At 71.6% G+C, this 17,782-nt stretch carries 15 protein-coding genes; 8 read left to right on the forward strand and 7 right to left on the reverse strand.

The features are described from left to right. Positions 1-140 precede the first annotated feature (140 nt). From ACIG36_RS19790 to rfbB, 3 genes are read left to right on the forward strand one after another with little or no spacing between them, the layout of a single operon-like run. Complete coding sequence (locus ACIG36_RS19790) at positions 141-1,535, forward strand: FAD-dependent oxidoreductase (RefSeq protein WP_399929191.1); 1,395 nt, start codon at positions 141-143, stop codon at positions 1,533-1,535. A 49-nt stretch (positions 1,536-1,584) separates the two neighbouring features. After that, the gene (locus ACIG36_RS19795) at positions 1,585-2,955 is read left to right on the forward strand and encodes a nucleotide disphospho-sugar-binding domain-containing protein (protein ID WP_399929193.1); all 1,371 of its coding nucleotides are present in this window, start codon (positions 1,585-1,587) and stop codon (positions 2,953-2,955) included. 19 nt (positions 2,956-2,974) lie between these two features. Then, positions 2,975-3,973 carry a dTDP-glucose 4,6-dehydratase gene (gene rfbB, locus ACIG36_RS19800; RefSeq protein ID WP_399929195.1) on the forward strand — a complete coding sequence of 333 codons (999 nt, stop codon included), beginning with the start codon at positions 2,975-2,977 and terminating at the stop codon, positions 3,971-3,973. Between the two features lie 72 nt (positions 3,974-4,045). Here rfbB and cmdF read toward each other — a convergent pair whose 3' ends face one another. From cmdF to ACIG36_RS19815, 3 genes are all read right to left on the reverse strand, one after another. Then, positions 4,046-5,644: a tyrosine 2,3-aminomutase gene (gene cmdF / locus ACIG36_RS19805; RefSeq protein ID WP_399929198.1), complete on the reverse strand. Its 1,599-nt coding sequence runs from the start codon at positions 5,642-5,644 to the stop codon at positions 4,046-4,048. 97 nt (positions 5,645-5,741) lie between these two features. Further along, positions 5,742-7,190, reverse strand: coding sequence for an amino acid adenylation domain-containing protein (locus ACIG36_RS19810; protein WP_399929201.1), 1,449 nt, complete (start codon positions 7,188-7,190; stop codon positions 5,742-5,744). Positions 7,191-7,284: 94 nt separating this feature from the next. Beyond that, complete coding sequence (locus ACIG36_RS19815) at positions 7,285-8,211, reverse strand: ParB N-terminal domain-containing protein (protein WP_399929204.1); 927 nt, start codon at positions 8,209-8,211, stop codon at positions 7,285-7,287. Between the two features lie 154 nt (positions 8,212-8,365). On the opposite strand from ACIG36_RS19815, the gene ACIG36_RS19820 reads away from it, so the two are divergent. The 3 genes from ACIG36_RS19820 to ACIG36_RS19830 all read left to right on the forward strand — a co-directional run bounded on the left by ACIG36_RS19820 (position 8,366) and on the right by ACIG36_RS19830 (position 12,220). After that, the gene (locus ACIG36_RS19820) at positions 8,366-9,718 is read left to right on the forward strand and encodes an MFS transporter (protein WP_399929207.1); all 1,353 of its coding nucleotides are present in this window, start codon (positions 8,366-8,368) and stop codon (positions 9,716-9,718) included. Positions 9,719-9,813: 95 nt separating this feature from the next. Beyond that, on the forward strand, positions 9,814-11,151 hold the full coding sequence (locus ACIG36_RS19825) for a hypothetical protein (RefSeq protein WP_399929210.1): 1,338 nt from the start codon (positions 9,814-9,816) through the stop codon (positions 11,149-11,151). A 13-nt stretch (positions 11,152-11,164) separates the two neighbouring features. Further along, entirely contained in the window at positions 11,165-12,220 is a 1,056-nt protein-coding gene (locus tag ACIG36_RS19830) for a UDP-N-acetylmuramate dehydrogenase (protein ID WP_399929213.1), read from the forward strand. Here the strand turns inward: ACIG36_RS19830 and ACIG36_RS19835 are convergent. The 4 genes from ACIG36_RS19835 to ACIG36_RS19850 form a co-directional block, all read right to left on the reverse strand. Beyond that, complete coding sequence (locus tag ACIG36_RS19835; RefSeq protein ID WP_399929215.1) at positions 12,171-12,875, reverse strand: histone deacetylase; 705 nt, start codon at positions 12,873-12,875, stop codon at positions 12,171-12,173. The two genes, ACIG36_RS19830 and ACIG36_RS19835, sit on opposite strands and share 50 nt — an antisense overlap. Positions 12,876-13,621: 746 nt before the next feature. After that, a complete protein-coding gene (locus ACIG36_RS19840; RefSeq protein WP_399929218.1) occupies positions 13,622-14,272 on the reverse strand; it encodes a creatininase family protein in 651 nt (216 codons plus the stop codon). Positions 14,273-14,345: 73 nt separating this feature from the next. Next, the gene (locus ACIG36_RS19845) at positions 14,346-15,470 is read right to left on the reverse strand and encodes a hypothetical protein (protein WP_399929221.1); all 1,125 of its coding nucleotides are present in this window, start codon (positions 15,468-15,470) and stop codon (positions 14,346-14,348) included. A 186-nt stretch (positions 15,471-15,656) separates the two neighbouring features. Then, positions 15,657-16,040: a GntR family transcriptional regulator gene (locus tag ACIG36_RS19850; protein WP_399929224.1), complete on the reverse strand. Its 384-nt coding sequence runs from the start codon at positions 16,038-16,040 to the stop codon at positions 15,657-15,659. Positions 16,041-16,703: 663 nt separating this feature from the next. On the opposite strand from ACIG36_RS19850, the gene ACIG36_RS19855 reads away from it, so the two are divergent. Both ACIG36_RS19855 and ACIG36_RS19860 read left to right on the forward strand, forming a co-directional pair. Further along, the gene (locus ACIG36_RS19855; protein WP_399929227.1) at positions 16,704-16,889 is read left to right on the forward strand and encodes a hypothetical protein; all 186 of its coding nucleotides are present in this window, start codon (positions 16,704-16,706) and stop codon (positions 16,887-16,889) included. Positions 16,890-16,985: 96 nt separating this feature from the next. Further along, entirely contained in the window at positions 16,986-17,765 is a 780-nt protein-coding gene (locus ACIG36_RS19860; protein ID WP_399929230.1) for a DUF4097 family beta strand repeat-containing protein, read from the forward strand. Positions 17,766-17,782: the final 17 nt, after the last annotated feature.

A 17,782-nucleotide genomic window follows, 5' to 3' on the forward strand; every position in this document is an offset into this window, starting at 1 on the left:
TTTCCCCGGCCGCCCGGCCCGCGCATCTTCAGGATTGCTGAATTCCGGTGCCCGGATCCAGCAATCCTGAAGATGCCCCCGCCCGTTGCACCGCACGACGATCCAACGGGCGCAGGGGATTTCAGGGAGGCGGGCGAACAATGGAAAATCAGCGGGAAGGCCGTGCGATCGTCCTGGGCGGCGGCATGGCCGGGCTGCTCGCCGCGCGCGTGCTGGCCGAGTCGTACGCGCGCGTGCTGATCGTCGACCGGGACCGGCTCACCGGCGTGCTCGGCCCGCGCCGCGGCGTCCCCCACGGCCGGCACGCCCACGCGCTGCTCGCGCGGGGCCACCAGATCCTGGGCGAGCTGTTCCCGGGGCTGGACACCGACCTCGCGGCCGCGGGGGTGGCCTCCGGGGACCTGGCGGGCGACCTGCGCTGGTACTTCAACGGCAGGCGGCTGGCTCCCGCCCGCACCGGGCTGGTCAGCGTCTCGGCCACCCGCCCCGTCCTCGAGGCCCACGTCCGGACGCGGGTGAGCGCGCTGCCGCAGGTGGAGCTGCTGGAGGAGTGCGCGGTGCGCGGCCTTGCCGCGGCGCCGGACCGCTCGCGGATCACCGGCGTGCGCGTCCTGCGCGAGGGCGCCGGCACCGCCGAGGAGACGCTGGCCGCCGACCTGGTCGTCGACACCACAGGACGCGGCTCCCGGGCCCCCGCCTGGCTGGACGAACTCGGCTACGCGCGCCCCACCGAGGACCGGGTGAAGGTCGACCTCGCCTACACCACCCGCCACTTCCGGCTGAAGAACGATCCCTACGGAAGCGATCTGTCCATCAATCCCGTCGCCTCGCCGGCCAATCCCCGCGGCGCGTTCTTCCCCCGGCTCGAGGACGGCACTTCCATGCTCTCCCTCACCGGCATTCTGGGCGATCACCCGCCCACCGACGACGAGGGTTTCATGAACTTCGTGAAGTCGCTCGCCGCGCCGGAGATCCATGAAGCCGTACGGGACGCGGAACCGGTCGACGAAGCGGTCACATTCCACTTCCCGGCGAGTGTGCGCCGCCGCTACGAACAGCTGCGGCGATTCCCCGACGGCCTGCTGGTCATGGGCGACAGCGTCTGCAGCTTCAATCCGGTCTACGGCCAGGGAATGACCGTCGCCGCCCTCGAGGCGGTCGCACTGCGCGAGCATCTGCGGCGCGAAAGGCGGCCCCAGCCGCAGAAGTTCTTCCAGGAGATGTCCGCGCTCCTCGACGCACCCTGGGACATTTCCGCGGGCGGCGACCTGAACTTCCCCGGCGTCGAGGGCCCCCGGCCGCTCAAGGTGCGGATGGCCAACGCCTACATGGCCCGCCTGCACGCGGCCGCCGCCCACGACGCCGCGGTCACCGCCGCCTTCTTCCGGGTCGCCGGACTGGTCGACCCGCCGCAGGCCCTCCTGCGCCCCGGCCTGGCCCTGCGCGTCCTGCGCGGCTCCGGCCGCCGGGCCGCGCACGCCCGGCCGCGCCGCGACGGGCGGGCCGGCGAGACCGGCGCGCGGGCGTCGGCGTGAGCCGCCGGCCGCCGCCCTCCCCCGTCCGCACCGGCCCCGAGGGACCTCCATGCGCGTGATGTTCACGGTCTTCCCCGCACCGGCGCACTTCCTGCCGGTCGTGCACTACGCCTGGGCGCTGCAGAGCGCCGGGCACGACGTCTGTGTGGCGACCCCGCCCGGCTACCCCAGCGGCGTGTCCGTCCCCGACTTCCACCAGGTCGTCAACGCCACCGGCCTCAAGGCCGTGACCTGCGGCGACCCCGAGCCCCTTGCGGTGCACGACCGGGCGTACCCGGGGTTCGCCGGTCTGCTGCCCACGGCGGCCGAGGGCGAACGGTACGCGGCACAGCTGGGCATCGCCCCCGCCGACCGCGAGGCGTGGGACGTCTACTACCACTTCGCGCTGCTGGCCATCCGCGACTACCACCCGCCCGAGCCCCGGCAGGACGTGGCGGCGGTGGTCGACTTCGCCAGGGCCTGGCAGCCGGACCTGGTGCTGTGGGAGCCGTGGTTCCCCTGCGGCGCCGTCGCCGCCCGGGTCACCGGCGCCGCCCACGCGCGCGTACTGATCACCCCCGACTACACGGGCTGGGCGCACGAGAGGTTCGCCCACGCGCGCGTGCCCGACCCGCTGGAGACGGTCATGCGGCCGCTCGCCGAGCGGTACGGCGTCGAGGTGGACGACGAGCTGCTCCTCGGCCAGTGGTCGATCGACCCGTTCCCCGACGGCGTCGGGGTGTCCGCGGACGTCACGACGCTGCGCTCCCGCTACGTCCCCTACACCGGCGCCGGCGTCATGCCGCAGTGGCTGCACGCGCGTCCCGAACGGCCGCGCGTGGCCCTGTCCCTGGGGGTGTCGGCCCGTACGTTCCTCAAGGGCGACTGGGGCCGCACGGCCACGCTGATGGACGCCGTCGCGGACCTCGACGCGGAGGTCGTCGCGACCCTGAACGCCAACCAGCTCGCGGACGTGCCCGGCCCGCTCCCGGACAACGTCCGCGCCTTCGACTACCTGCCGCTGGACCACCTGCTGCCGACCTGCTCGGCGATCGTCCACCACGGCTCCATCGGCACCCTCGCCGCGGCGTCCACCCAGGGCGTGCCGCAGCTGGTCTGCGACACCGACGAGCCGGCGCGCTGCTTCGGCACCCCGACGGCGGACGGCATCGCGTGGGACTTCCCGTGCGAGAAGCAGATCACCGCCACCAGCGTCTCCTCGTACGTCACCCGGCGCGGCGCGGGCGTCCGGCTGAACCACCAGACGCAGTCGCCGGACGAGATCCGGCGGGAGCTGCTGCGCGTCCTCGACGGGCCCTCGTTCCAGGAGGGCACGGAGCGGGTGCGCCGCGACTGGCTGGCCGCGCCGAGCCCGGCCGAGCTCGTCCCGGCACTGGAGAAGCTGACCGCCGAACACCGCGGCGGCCGGGCACGTGGCTGACGGCGAAGGAGAGGGCGGCATGCGGATCCTGGTCACCGGCGGCGCCGGTTTCATCGGCTCGGAGTTCGTCCGGGCCACCTTGCGGGGCGAGCTGCCGGGGGCGGCCGGCACGCGCGTCACCGTCCTCGACAAGCTCACCTACTCGGGCAACCGGGCCAACCTCGACCCGGTCGCGGGCCTGCCGGGCTACCGGTTCGTCGAGGGCGACACCTGCGACCCGGCCACGGTCGAGGAGGCCGTGGCGGGCCAGGACGCGATCGTGCACTTCGCCGCCGAGTCGCACGTGGACCGCTCCATCGACAGCGCCCGGCAGTTCGTGACCACCAATGTGCTGGGCACCCAGATCCTGCTGGAGGCGGCCTCCCGGCACGGCGTGGGCCGCTTCGTCCACGTCTCCACCGACGAGGTCTACGGCTCCATCGACCACGGCTCCTGGACCGAGGACGCGCCGCTGTCCCCCAACGTCCCCTACGCGGCCACCAAGGCGGGCTCCGACCTGCTCGCGCTGGCCTGGCACCGCACCCGCGGCCTGGACGTCGTGGTCACCCGGTGCACCAACAACTACGGCCACTACCAGTTCCCGGAGAAGGTGATCCCGCTCTTCGTCACCAACCTCCTCGACGGCGGCCGGGTGCCGCTGTACGGCGACGGGGGCAACCGGCGCGACTGGCTGCACGTGTCGGACCACTGCCGGGCCATCCAGCTGGTCCTGCGCTCCGGCCGGGGCGGCGAGGTCTACCACATCGGGGGCGGCACCGAGCTGACCAACGAGGAGCTCACCCGGCGGCTGCTGGCGGCCTGCGGCGCCGACTGGTCGCGCGTCGACCACGTCCAGGACCGGCAGGGCCACGACCGCCGCTACTCCCTCGACATCACCAAGATCCGCGACGAGCTGGGCTACGAGCCCCGCGTGCGGTTCGAGGACGGGCTGGCGGCGACGGTCGCCTGGTACCGCGCCAACCGCCCGTGGTGGGAGCCGCTGAAGGCGAAGGCGGGGCTCGCGGAGGTCCGCGTCTGAGGGCACCGAACAAAGGAAGCGGAAGGGCCCGGGGGCCGAAGCCCCCGGGCCCTTCCGCTTCCCCGAGGTTTCTCAGCGCAGGTCGAGCCCCACGGCCGCCAGGAACGCGCCCCGCGCGATGGCGGCCGCGACCGTCTCGATGTCGTCGGCCATGAACCGGTCCGTCTCCAGCGTCGGCACCAGCGCCCGCACCGCCTCGTACGTCGCCCGCCCGGCCTCGCTCAGCCCCTCGCGCCGCCCGGCCACGTCCACGGCCTGCGCGGCCGCCAGGAACTCCACGGCCAGGATCAGGTCGTTGTTGCCCAGCACCCGGCGCGCGTTGCGGGCACCGATCAGGCCCATGCTGACGACGTCCTGGTTGTCGCCGTTGGACGGCACGCTCTGCGTGCTGGCCGGGCCGATCGTGCGGTTCTCCGCCACCAGGGCCGTCGCAGGGTACTGCGCCCCGGCGAAGCCGCTGTTGAGCCCGGGGTCGCCGGCGACCAGGAACTCCGGCAGCCCGTAGCTGAGATGGCGGTTGAGGACCCGGTTGGTCTGCCGCTCGGACAGCACGCCGAGCTGGGTGAGCGCGATCGTCACGAAGTCCATGACGAACGCGATCGGCTGGCCGTGGAAGTTGGCGCCGTGGAAGATCTCCTGGCCCTCGAAGAACAGCGGGTTGTCGTTGGCGGAGTTGAGCTCGATGACCAGCTTCTCCTCCGCGTGGTACAGGGTGTCCCGCACGGCCCCCAGCACCTGCGGGATGGCCCGCAGCGAGTACGCCTTCTGCAGGTAGATCTCCGACCGCTGGACCGTCTCGCCCGGCCGCTTGCCCTCCTGCACCTGGCGCCGCAGGTCCGCGTGCTCCACGGTCAGCCGGCTGCCCCGCATCAGCGCCCGCATGTTGGCCGCCGTGTCGATCTGCCCCTGGTGCGGGCGGGCGACGTCGTGGCCCTCGGCCAGGAACGGGCTGGTCGAGCCGCGCAGCGCCTCGATGAGCAGGGCAGTGCAGATCTCGGCCTGCCGCACCTGGTTCAGGGCGCGCCCCACGACCAGGGCGCCCAGGCCCGTCATCCCCGAGGTGCCGTTGATCAGCGCGAGGCCCTCCTTGAAGCGCAGCTGCAGCGGCTCCACGCCCAGCTCCCTGAGCACCGGGCCGGTCTCGACGCGCCGGCCGTCGCGCAGCACGTACCCCTCGCCGATGAGGGTGGAGGCTATGTGCGACAGCGGCGCGAGGTCACCACTGGCGCCCAGGGAGCCGATCTCGGGGACGGCCGGGGTGATGCCCTCGTTCAGGTACAGCGCCATGCGCTCGAGGACCTCGGGGCGCACCGCCGAATGGCCCTTGGCCAGGGCGTTCAGCCGGGCGGACAGGATGGCCCGCGACTCGTCCTCGGCGAACAGCGGGCCGACGCCGGCGCTGTGGCTGCGCACCAGGTTGGTCTGCAGTTCCACCTCCTTCGAGGCGTCGACCTGCATGTAGATCATCTCGCCGTAGCCGGTGGTGACGCCGTAGATGGGAATGTTCTGCCGGGCGATCTCCTCGAAGATCTTCCGGCTTGCGGCGGCCCGGTCCAGGGCGGCGGGGTCCACGCGGCAGGAGGCCCGGTCCTCGGCGACCTTGCGCACGTCCTCGATGTCCAGGGTCTCGCCGTCGAAGGAAACAGCGGCTTCGGTCTCGGTAGCAGTCAATGTCCCCACTCCATGCTGTCGTCACTGATGTCGCTGTCGTCGCTGTCGTCAGAGAATGTCCCGCCGGTGTCGGGCGGCTTCCTGGTGCTCTTCGTGATCAACGAAGCCGGGAGCGGTCCACCTTGCCGGCCGCGTTGCGCGGCAGCCGTCCGTCGAGGGTCTCGAACGTCGCGGGGAGCACCAACGTGCCGAAGCGCCCGCGCAGATGGGCCCGCCACGCCTGTGCCGTGGCGACGGGTTCACCGTCGGCGGCACGGCGCGGCACCACGTACACCACCAGCCGGTCGACGAGTCCGTCCCGGCCGGTCAGGACGCGCACGGCGCACTCCTCGACCGAGTCGTGCCCGGCGAGCGCCGCCTCGATGTCGGTGAGCTCCAGGCGGTGGCCGTAGAGCTTGATCTGGAAGTCCTTGCGCCCCCGGAACTCCAGCAGCCCGTCCGCCCGCCGCAACCCCAGGTCGCCGGTCCGGTACAGCTCCGGGAGCAGGGGCGTGACGTACGGACTGCGGATGACGATCTCCCCGGTGACGCCCGGCGGGCAGGGGTGGTCCGCCTCGTCCAGCACGCTCACCTCGCGCCCCGGGATGGGCCGGCCGATGGGCACCGTCCCGCTCATGGGCGTGGTGATCTCGTACCAGGTCGCCGCGATCGTCTCGGTGGGGCCGTAGAGGTTGAACAGCCGGGTGCCGGGCAGGGTCGCGCGCAGCTCGTTCGCCAGCCGGTCGGGCAGCGCCTCGCCCATCAGCAGCAGGTGGGAGAGTGCGGTGGGTCTCTCCCGGTCGAAGGCGGCCAGGAGTTCGCGGGCGAAGCCGGGGACGGTCTGCAGATGGGTGATCCGCTCCCGGGCCAGCCAGCCGGCGAGCCGTTCGGGGTGCACCCTGACGGCGTCGGGCACCGGGCACAGGGTGGCGCCCGCGACGAGCGCGGCGAAGGTCTCGCACAGCGCGGGGTCGTGCTCCGGGGTCACCCACTGGGCCACGCGGGAGCCGGGCCCGATGCCGAATTCCCGGGCCATCCAGGTGACGAACTGCGCGAGCGCGCCGTGCGTCTGCGGAATCGCCTTCGGCGTTCCGCTCGAGCCGGAGGTGTAGGCGACGTACGCCCAGTGCTCGGCCCGCGCGGGCGGGACGTTGCCCGGCCCGGCAGTCAGCTCCTCTGCCGCACCGTCCAGGACGTGCCCGCCGAGCTCGTCGCAGTACCAGCGCGTCAGCCCGTCGCGGGCCGGGGGCCCGTCCGTCACCAGGCAGCCGGGCCGCAGGTCGGCCAGCACCTGCCGGGTGCGGTCACCGGCCGTCTGCGGCCCGAGCCACAGCAGGTGCGCGCCGGCCTCGAACACCCCGAGCAGCGCGGCGATCCGCCGCGCTCCCGCCGGCATCCGCACCGCCACCGCCGTGCCCTCGCCCGCGCCGGCCGCGCGCAGGGAGGCGGCCGTCGCGGAGGCCTGCCGCATCAGTTCGCCGTAGGTGACGGCCTCGCCGTCCCAGGCGACGGCGACGGCACCGGGATGCCGTTCGCCCTGCCCACGCACCATTTCGAGGACCGCCACAGGCTCATTCTCATGCGGTGCCGCCGTGCCGCGCTTCTCCTGGAATGCGGAACCGGCACCCGCCCCGACGCCCCGCCGGGCCCCCGGCGTCCCGTCAGGAGACGCGCTTCTCCATCCCCCGGCGCTCGACCTCCCGGGCGAAGGTCAGCCACTGCTCGGCGCAGCGCCGGGCGGCACGCGCCACGTCGGCCGTGCGGTGCGGGGGCACGCTGTCGACGAGCCACCGCAGCTTGTCGCCGTCCAGCGAGCGGAAGCTCAGCAGCCGCAGCAGCATGCGGCCGGACTCGGAGAAGCGCAGCGAGGGATCCCTGCGCATGGCGGCGGCTCCCCGCTCGCACGGTTCGTGCGTCTCGGGCCCCGAACCGCGCTCGGCCGCCCGCAGCTTGGCCGGCACCGGGTCCTCGCCGTGCCGCAGCCGCTCCCGCACGTCACGGGCCGTCGCCACGGCCACCCCGGCCACCTGCGCGATCTCGCGCAGGGAGGCCCCCGGGCGGTCGGTGATGTACTGCACGGCCCGCCGCCGCCCGTCCGCCGCGTTCAGCGGCCGGACCCGTCCGTCGCGGCCCGTCCTGGCGCTCAGGCCCTTGTCACGGCCGATGGAACGTCTGCGCTGGGCGACGACGCTGGCCGAGATGCCCGTCACCGCCGCGATGCGCCGGTCCGACCAGTGCGGATGACTGACGAGGATGCGGGCGGCCGCGGCCGTGCGGTCCTCGTGGGTCAGCGGCAGCCCGTGGCCGGTGTTCAGCCGCACGGCGAGGACGAAGGCGTCCTGCGGCGTCCCGTCGACGAAGCGCACCTCGATGCGCGCGTCGCCCCGCAGCAGGGCGGCGCGGTGGCGGTGCGTCCCGTCGACGATGCGCATGGTGGGGCGGTGGACGACGACGGGCGGCAGCGCGTCCGCCGCCGTCAGCGCCAGTGCCCGGGTGTGCCGCGTGTTCTCCCCCGCGAGGCGCGGCGAGTCGGCCGGCAGCAGGGCATCGACGAGCACGAACTCGGTTCCGGCCAACACATCGGACATGGCTTCTACTCCCCCGTTCGACGCGCGAGTGGTGGGGTCAACTCCATCGCACCTGAGATCCTTTATGAAGGCATGACGGCGGTCAGCTTGGTCAGACCGGTCAGTTCGCCGTCGGGGGCGTGCCGAGGACGCGGCGGAGAGAGGACGAGGACCGGTGGCACCCCGAGGACGTACGCGCTGGGCGATCGGCGGGCTGATCGCCGGCGGCATCGTGGTCAACTTCGTCGACCGGACCGCGCTGTCCGTGGCGAGCTCGTCCATCGCCGCCGACTTCGGCCTCGACCTCACCCAACTCGGCATCGTCCTCTCGGCCTTCACCTGGTCGTACTGTCTGGTGCAGCTGCCGGCCGGCCTGCTCGTGGACGTCCTCGGCATCTCCCGCCTGACCCGCGTCGCCTCCCTGCTGTGGGCGCTGGCCGGGCTGCTGACGGCGGTGGCGAGCGGGCTGGGGATGGTCATCGCGGCCCGGCTGCTGCTGGGGGTGGCCGAGGGGCCCTCGATGGTCGGCGCGTCGAAGGCGACGGCGGCCTGGTTCCCGCTCGGCGAGCGCGGCATGGCCACGGCGCTCTTCGACGGGGCGACAAAACTGGCCAACATGGTGGCCTTCCCGGTGCTCGCCTTCGTGATGAGCGAATGGGGCTGGCGGGCGGGCTTCCTGTTCACCTCCGCGCTCAGCCTGCTCTTCACAGCCGTGTGGTGGTACGGCTACCGGGACCCGTCGGAGCATCCGCTGCTGCGCCCGGCGGAGCGGACGTTCATCCTCGAGGGCGGGGCCCGCGACGGCGACCGGGCGCGGGCCGGGCAGCTGCGCCGGGCGCTGCGCTCCCGCCGGGTGTGGACCCTCTCGCTGGGCTTCGCCTGCTACGGCTACACGATCAACATCGTGCTCACGTGGATGCCGGAGTTCTTCCAACGGCAGTTCCACGTCGAGCTGATGGCCTCCGGTCTGTACTCGATGGTCCCGTGGGCGGTGGCGACGGTCGCCGAGCTGCTGCTCGGCGGCTGGCTGGTCGACCACCTCGTGCGCCGGGGCCGCGACCCGTGGGCCGTCCGCCGGGCCGTGCTCGCCGGCGGCCTGGCCTGCGGCGCGACGATCGGCGCGGCCGGCACGGCCGGCTCCCCGGCGGCCGCCGTGTGCTGGATGTCCGTCTCGCTGGCGGGCCTGGCCGTCGCCGCGCCCGTGGCGTGGAGCCTGCCCGGACTGCTCGCCCCGGCCGGGGCGGTGGGGGCGGTGAGCGGGCTGATGAACTTCGCCAACACGGCGGCCACGGCGGGCGGCGTGCTGCTGACCGGCTGGCTGGCGCAGGCGACCGGCTCGTTCCACGCGCCGTTCCTGTTCGCGGACGCCGTGCTGGCCGTGGGGGTGGTGCTCTACTGGCTCGTCCTGCGGCCGGCCGCCGTCCGCGACTCCGGCCCCGGCCCCGGCTCCGGCCCCGGTCCCGGTCCCGGTCCCGGGACGAAGCGTCCGTACGGGCGGTCGCGGGAGCTTGGCGAAATCGCACGATGAGTAACCGTCTGTGGCTACCGTCACAGATTGGCCCGACGGACAAGGGGAATGCCTGGCTACGTTCAGGAGCGTCCGGGACGGGCGGGGGAGCGACGATGGATGCCGGCGGCACGTCAGTACTGGCCTCCTGCCTTCAGCACCTGGCCTGGACCCCCGAGCAGCTGGCCCGCGAGATCAACAGGAAGTGCGGCCCCGGCACGATCAGCCCCAAGGCCCCCTACAACTGGCTCAAGGGCTCGCTGCCGCGCCGCCGGCTTCCGCACGTCGTCGCGTCGATCCTGTCGGAGCGGCTGGGCGAGACGGTCACGGTCGGGGAGCTGTGGCCCCGGCACTTCCCGGCGGCGACTCCGGCACCGGCCGGCCCTCCTGCCCCACCGGTCGCGGACGTGACCGCGGCCGCGGAGGCGGAGGCGGAGGCGCTCGATCCGCTCCCCGCCGCCGTGGACTGGCTGGTGGGCGACGACAGCCCGCTCCCGGCACGGGCGCACGGCGCCGAGATACCGGACGAGGCACTGGAGATCCTGACCGCCCGCATCCGCCAGCTGCGCCTGCTCGACGACAGCGCGCGCAGCCGGCTCGTCATGGACTGGGCGCTGCAGGACCTGCGCTGGGCCCGGACGATGGCCGCCGACTACGCCTACCCCGCGCCCACCGGCGTCCGGCTGCACCGCATCATCGCCGAACTGGCCCAGCTCGCGGGCTGGCTGGCCGCCGACCTCGGCCTGGAGGCACGCAGCCGCTCGTGCTTCCTGACCGCCCTGGCGGCCGCCCGCGCCGCCGGCGACCGCCCGCTCGCCGCGTACGTCATCTCCTGCATGAGCTACCGGGCCGCCTGGGCCGGACAGGGCGAGCAGGCGCTGCGACTGATCCGCATCGCCCGCAAGGGCTCGGCCGGCGAGGAACCCGGCATCACCCAGGCGCTGCTGGCCACCCGTCAGGCCAGGGCCCACGCCGGCCTCGGCGACGAGGTGGGCTGCCTGCGGGCCCTGGAGGAGGCGGCCGAGCTCTCCGCCGCCGGCGGCCCGCCCGCCGACGCCCCCTGGGCCTACTGGCTCTCGCCCGCGGTGATGGTGGCCGACGCCGGCCGGGCCTGGCTGGAGATCGGCCGCCCCCGGCAGGCCGAGTGGCACCTCCAGCACGGCATCGAACTGCTCGGCGACAGCCAGCCGCGCAACAGACTGCTGCACAGCGCCTCCCTGGCCGAGGCCCGGCTGGCCCGCGGCGAGGTCGACGGCGCGGCCGAGGCCGCCGCCGACGCCCTGGACCTGACCGACACCGTCACCTCGCTGCGCGCCACCGCCCGCCTGGCCGAACTGCGGCGCCGCTTCCTGCGCTTCGACAGCGCCACGGCCCGCCGCATCGTGCAGCGGACCGACGACCTCCTGACGGCGGACCGCCCACCGGCGGCCGACAGCCCCCGCGCAGCCTGCTAGGCAGAAGGAATCCATGCACGTCACCCACGGCTTACCGCTGGCCCCGCTCACCACCCTGGGGATCGGGGGCCCCGCGTCCGTCGTCGCAGAGCTGCACGACGCGGCGGACTTCCCGGACTTCGCCGCCCTCGCCGCCACCCGCCCCGGACCGCCCGTCTGCCTGGGCGAGGGCAGCAACGTCCTGGCCGCCGACGCCGGCTGCTCCCCCGCCGTGCTGCGCATGACCACCAAGGGCGTACGCGTCACCGGAACCGCCCCCGACGACACGGTGCTGCTCGAGGTGCAGGCCGGGCACCCGCTCACCGACCTGGTCGACCTCACCATCGCCGAGGGCCTGACCGGCATGGAGATGCTCAGCGGCATCCCCGGCACCACGGGCGCCACCCCGGTGCAGAACGTCGGCGCCTACGGACAGGAGATCGCCGACACGCTGGTGAGCGTCACCGCCTGGGACTGGCGGCTGGGCCACCGCGTCACCCTCGACGCCGGCGCCTGCGGCCTGGGCCACCGCACCAGCGTCTTCAAGCACTCCCGCCGCTGGACCCTGCTCACCCTCACCCTCGCCCTGCGCCGCTCCCGGCTGAGCGCCCCCGTCGCCTACGGCGCGGTCGCGGCGGAACTCGGCGTCGCCCGGGGCACCCGCGTCCCCCTCGCGGACGCCGCCCGCGCGGTCCTGGCCGTCCGCCGCCGCAAGGGCATGGTCCTCGACGACTGCCACACCCCCGACCGCCGCTCGGTCGGCAGCGTCTTCCTCAGCCCCGAGGTCACCCCGGCCCAGGCCACCGCCCTGCGCGCCCGCCGGGCCCCCGTCAACCGCTTCCCGGACGGCTCCACCCGCGCCAGCGCGAGCTGGCTCGTCCACCACTCCGGCTTCCCCCTCGGCACACCCGTCGCCGAGGGCGTGCGCGTCTCCACGCTCCACCACACCCTGGTGGCGGACGACGGCGCGACGGCGACGGCCTTCGCGGAGGCCATCGCGGTCGTCAGGGACCAGGTGCTGCGGGAGACGGGCGTGACCCTCACATCGGAGATCGATTTCCTGGGCGACTGGAAGGAGGCCCGTCCATGAGCCCCAGAATCCCCTCGGCGGTCCAGTTCCCGCAGGCACCGGGCGCCCGCGCCAGATAGGAGGCGATGGCGAGATCACTCCAGGCCCCGGCCAGGCGCAGCCCGACCACAAGATGCCACAGGTAGGGGGCGGAGGGGACGGTGTGTGGCACCTCCGCCAGCGCCCAGGGCGCGGTGAAGGTCAGCACGGGCACCCCGTCGAGCTCCCCAGGACACACCAGCGTCTCGTACCGCCCGTCCCCCAGCACCTGCCGCCCCTCGCTCAGCACCACGGCGAGATCGAGGTCGACGCCCGGAGCCCGGTACATCTCCTGAGCGACGATGTCGGAGAACTGCTGCGCGGTGACAAGATGCGCATACCCCCGCACGGTCCCGGCCACGTGCGGATCGTAGAAGGCCCGCCCGCCCGTCCAGACCGCCGACTCGGTGGCGAAGTACAGCGCCCCGCCCATCTCGACGGGCACCGACTCCCGGGGCGGCGCCTGATCACGACAGCCGGGATACGTCCGCGCACCCCCGTCGGGCCGCCCCCCGACGAGATAGTGCCGCAGCCGCTCCGGATCCATGTTGGACCCGTAGGAGGCGTACCAGACCAGTCCGGAACACGAAGGGCGGCCGGGGGCCACGGAGGTGACGAGACGGTAGGCGGCGACCAAGCTCACTCCCGGGGACGTGTACCGAAAAACCGAAAGGCCCAGGTCATGCATACATGACCTGGGCCTCGGGGGTCACGCGCGGCGTTCGACGCCCAATACCGCCCCGACGTCATCCGCAGGCCCCTGGCCCATCTCACTGGCATCGACGAGGGTGCCGAGGCTGCGGACACGGAAGGACTTGCGTCGGCCGACCTCCGTCCACGACGTGGATGGGGAAGCTTCCGTTGCACACGAGGTCTTTCGGCACAGCCTTCCTTCCGATATCGCGACTCCGGAATGCGCACAGCAAAGGCTGTACCAAGGACGGTCGTTTACAAAAGAGGGACAGCGTATATGCAGCACCGTTCCCTGCCACCCCGACCACTCGCCAGCCGCAGCACCAACCGACGGCACATGCCACGCGTGCACCATGCAAGCTCTGCGCCGCCTCCCCACGCACATCACCGCGCAGTTCCATCTCGCCCGCACCCCGGACCGTCGCGTCCCGGCATAAGAAAAAGCCCAGGTCACGGGCTGAGTGACCTGGGCTTCGCCTGAGCCGCCTTCGGGATTCGAACCCGAGACCTACGCATTACGAGTTGTCCGATCTTGGTCCGGGGCGATCCACAGGCGTCCACCGTTCGGGCTTAGCCCCAGGACAGGCCACTCGCCGGACCACGACGGACGTCATCGGACATGGACGGAACTTCCGGTGTTCGAGACCACAACTGAGACCAGGCGGCGCCGCCTGGACGTCCGGGAACTCATCAGCCCAGCACTCTCAGATGTTCGGCGAAGTCCCCGACAAGGCTCGCCAGCACAGCCTTGCCCTTCTCCGCGGTCGCGTACGACGGGAAGCCGATGACTCCGGTTTCGGTGTACGCCTTCATGCCCTCAGTGAGCAGGAAGCGTCGCTCGCCACCGTCATGGTCAGCCGTCTCGTAGCCGGGGCGCACGAGGGAAGGCTCGGCGTGGAGCAGGATTGAGGTTTCGATCTCCCCGGCATGCATGTCAGCGTGCCCGTCGCTGATCAGGCCGGCGCGCTCGCGGGCGCGCTTCCAGTCGTGACTCAGCGGGAAGAGGCTCATTCGCGGCTCGCTGACGTTGGCCTCTTGGACGATGTTGGAGAGCACATAGTTACCGCCGTGAGCATTGACGAGTACGAGCTTTCGGATGCCCGATGCCTCCAGCGACTGGGCGATATCCGTAATCACGGCGTGCAGGGTGCGAGAACTGATGCTGACGGTTCCGGCCCATGTCCCGTGCTCGTGACTGCACGCGATGCTCAGGGGAGGCAGCACCAGCACGGGGTGGATGGCAGAGACCTCACGGGCGATGACGCAGGCGATGGCCGTGTCCGTGATGAGCGGTAGGTGTGCCCCGTGCTGCTCGTACGAACCGACCGGGAGTATCGCCACCTGCGGTGCCTGCGCCTGGACGTCCGTCGTGGTGATCGTAGGCAGTAGGTTCACAGCTCTCCTTCGGTGTGGTTCAGTCGCCCTTCATACTGCCCAACAGCCGATTGAGTTCCGCGATCTCCACCAACTTTCGCCAGGGTGCGAGATGGGTTTGCAGCCGCCCCAGCTCTGCGAGGATGCGTGCTGAGCCGGTGCTTTGGGCGATGGCGACCGCCTGCGAGGCCGCAGCATGAGCGCCTTCAACGTCCTGAAGTTGTGCGTACGCAGTCGCGAGCCGTGCGAGGCACAGGCCACGGTCTCGTTGCTGCTCGGCCGGCCACCGCGTGAGGCTGGCTTCCAGCGTCCTCACTGCTTCTTGAGGTCGCTCAAGCTGCAGTGCACAGTTCGCGGCCTCCATGTCGATGTAGGCGGGCGTGCAGTAGGCGACGAGTGTGGTGTCGTCTGCCTCTTTGCCTGCGAGCGCTCGGGCTTCATCGATGGCGCGGGCGCACTCGTCTGCCTGTCCGAGCTGGGCGTAAGCGTTGGCTCGGGCGCGTAAGGCGACCGCACGAACCTGGTGGGGAAGCTTTCGGGGTTCTCGCAGTGCGGCATTGGCGAGACCCATTGCGTAGCCTGCTTGACCTGCCTCAGCAGCGATGTTGCTGCGGCGCTGGAAGACGTAGGCGCTGAGAACGGCATCGTCCAGCTCGTACGCGTAGTCCAGAGCCCGGTTCGTCCACAGCATTGCCGCCTGCGAGTCGCCGATGTCCTGGTAGAGCCAGCCCAGGAACTCGGAGTACCGCGCACCGACGTGCACCGCTTCCTCGCGAAGGGAGCCTGCAGCGTCCTTGCATAACTGTTCGATCAGAGGCACTTGGCTCTGCACCGCGGGCACTAGGAAGCGCGGTCCAACAAGCGGCTCCGCCTGCGCATGCTGGACGAATACGGACTGCAGGTAGCTGAGTACTTCGGGGTTCACCTGAGGCGACAGGGCACGTGGACTGGGCAGTGTGGGCAGGGATTCGAGTTGGGAAGGAGCGGTCTCGAGGGCAAGGCCCAGCTCGATCCGAGTTGCCTGGTAGACCTCGCAGAAGATGGCCTGATAGTCCGATCCGGGCGCCCGTCGGCCGTTCTCGAACATGGAGATTTGCGTCTTAAGGCTGGAGCGTGCCGGTAATGCGGCATCAAGGCGCCGCGCAGCGTCCTCCATCGCATCCATCAGCTCGTTTTGAGACCATCCCCGAGCCAAACGAGCTGCCTGCAACTTCGTCTTCAAGGTTCCCCCCGACATCGGCGATGCGACGGGCCCCCATCATGCCGAACGCCGGTGTCTGACGTGGGGAGTTAACAGGTAACAGTGAGCGGGTGTTAACCCTGTCCACTGCGCTTCAGCACAGTTTGCGGCCTACTTGTTCTCGACAGGGAGATCGGGAAGTCCGGCTTCCAGCCGTTCAACCCGACCGCGAAGGTCAGAGAGCTGGGAGGTGACATGTTCGAGCTGGCGCAGAACCTCGGAGAGGTTGCCGCCGCCGGCGCTTTCCGTGACTCGACTGGCCTGCTTCGGGTCGCGGGCGAAGTTGCCCCGACCCGTAGTCACGAGCAGGTCTTCGTCCCTGAGCAACCTGAGGGCCCGCTGCACCGTAGTGGGCGAGACATGGAACCGTGCAGCGAGATCACGCACGGACCCAACCTTTTGACCAGGGGCGATGTCGCCCCGCTCGATCTCACGTCGCAGCGACGCAGCTACCTGCTCGAACGGCTGTCTCGGGTCATTCTCGGAGATCGTCACGCCATCGAGCGTACCCACTAGCACGAGTTAGCACGGTTCCCGCCCGAGAGGGTTGCGCCATGGTTCGTGCTAGTACATGCTGTCACGTGCCAGCGCTACTCCCCCCGGGGGCAGCAGCGGCAGTACGACCCTTGCTTGACCTGCACAAATGCGCGCCCGGAGGGCCCCGCGCGAAACGGGCCAGAAGGAAGCGTCGGTTGCTTGAGAACTCAACAGTGTGCCAATTTGACGGGGTGCGTCCCCGTCCCCGCAGCGGCCCGGGTGATGGCCGCGGCGGCCACTTCGTGGCAGGTGAACCTGTCCTGCCCCGCATATCAGCTCTGGAGAACAGCCCTGGAGATCATCCCTTCATTGCTGAAGGTCAACCCCTTGGCTGCCACCTGGTGTGCGCCGCCCTGCTGGCGTCAGAGCAGTGATGATGACGCACCCGATCCCGGGCACGGGACCGGATGACTGTGGCAACGGTTGGTCCGGTGAAGCCCGTTCTGCTTCCGCAGCGTTTGCGCTGCGGCCGGCTGCCTCCTCCGCCTGTCCGGCTGCTCGGCCGTACGGGCGGGGTTGAGGGGAGCTGGATGCCCCAGCGCCAGAGATCAGACATGAAGGCGGGCGCGCCCTCGCCTGGACAGCTACCGGGCGCGCCCTTGAGGACCCTCGAAAGGATCGATGGTGAGCATATTCGGCTCGCACAGCGATGCCCAGAGCCCGGAGGTCGAGGAGTTGCTGGCCCAGGCTCGTGAGGACTACCGGCGGCACAACAGCCCCGAGACGCGGGGCGCGGCGCGTGAGCAGTCCGGGCAGGCCCGGACGAACGGTAACGCGGCCGCCGGCGGCTGGCACGGACGCAGGTAGTCGTCCGGCACGACCCGCTCAGCACCACCACGTGCGGCGGTCGGCATTTTCGCCGCCTCACCTCATTCGGATTCACTCTTCTCCCGAAGGACAGCAATGACTGACCGCACCTTCGTTTCCCAGTCCAGCGGCCCGATCGTGCTGGGCATCGACCTGCCGGTCGGCAGCGTCCGGGTACAGGTTCTCGACAACATCACGGCTGCTCGGGTCGTGCTGCGGACGGACGATGCGTCCGGCCCCGCTGCCGACGCCATCAGCCGGGCCCGCAGCAATCAGGACGGGCAGGCACTGGCGGTCGAGGTTCCCGAGATCCCCAGCAATGTGATCACCCAGACCATCCGGGGCAACCGCATCACACAGACCATCGGCACCCTGCACGGGTCAGTCACCGGCGCCACGTTCGTCAACGGCAAGTGGGTTGCGGGCGGCGTGACGGGGGTGATGGACGTGGTCAGCCCGATCGAGGCCATCGTGACGTTGCCGGTCGGGTCGTCCCTGGCGGTGGTGTCGCAGTCCGCTGACGCCATTGTGCGCGGGAACGTCGACCGGATGGAGTTCCGGTCGGTCTCCGGTGACCTGCGGATCGACGGGGCCGGCAGTCTCAACGCCACCACAACGTCGGGTGATCTGTCTGTCGGCCACCTGACCGGCCGCCTCCACGCCGGTTCGGTCTCCGGTGACATCGCCGTGGGTTTCTACAGCGGCACCCACGCCGACCTGAGCACCACCTCCGGCGACGTCCTCGTACGTGCTGCGGACGCGACGTCGGGTTCGCTGCGGGCCGAGACGGTGTCCGGGGACGTCCGTGTCATCGGCGGTAGCAGCGGCCTGCGGATCAGCGCCCGCAGCGTCAGCGGCGACGTCCGCCGTTCCTGACCTCTCTCGCACGGCCC

This window comes from Streptomyces sp. NPDC053048, assembly GCF_044547045.1.
Classification (GTDB): Bacteria; Actinomycetota; Actinomycetes; order Streptomycetales; family Streptomycetaceae; genus Streptomyces.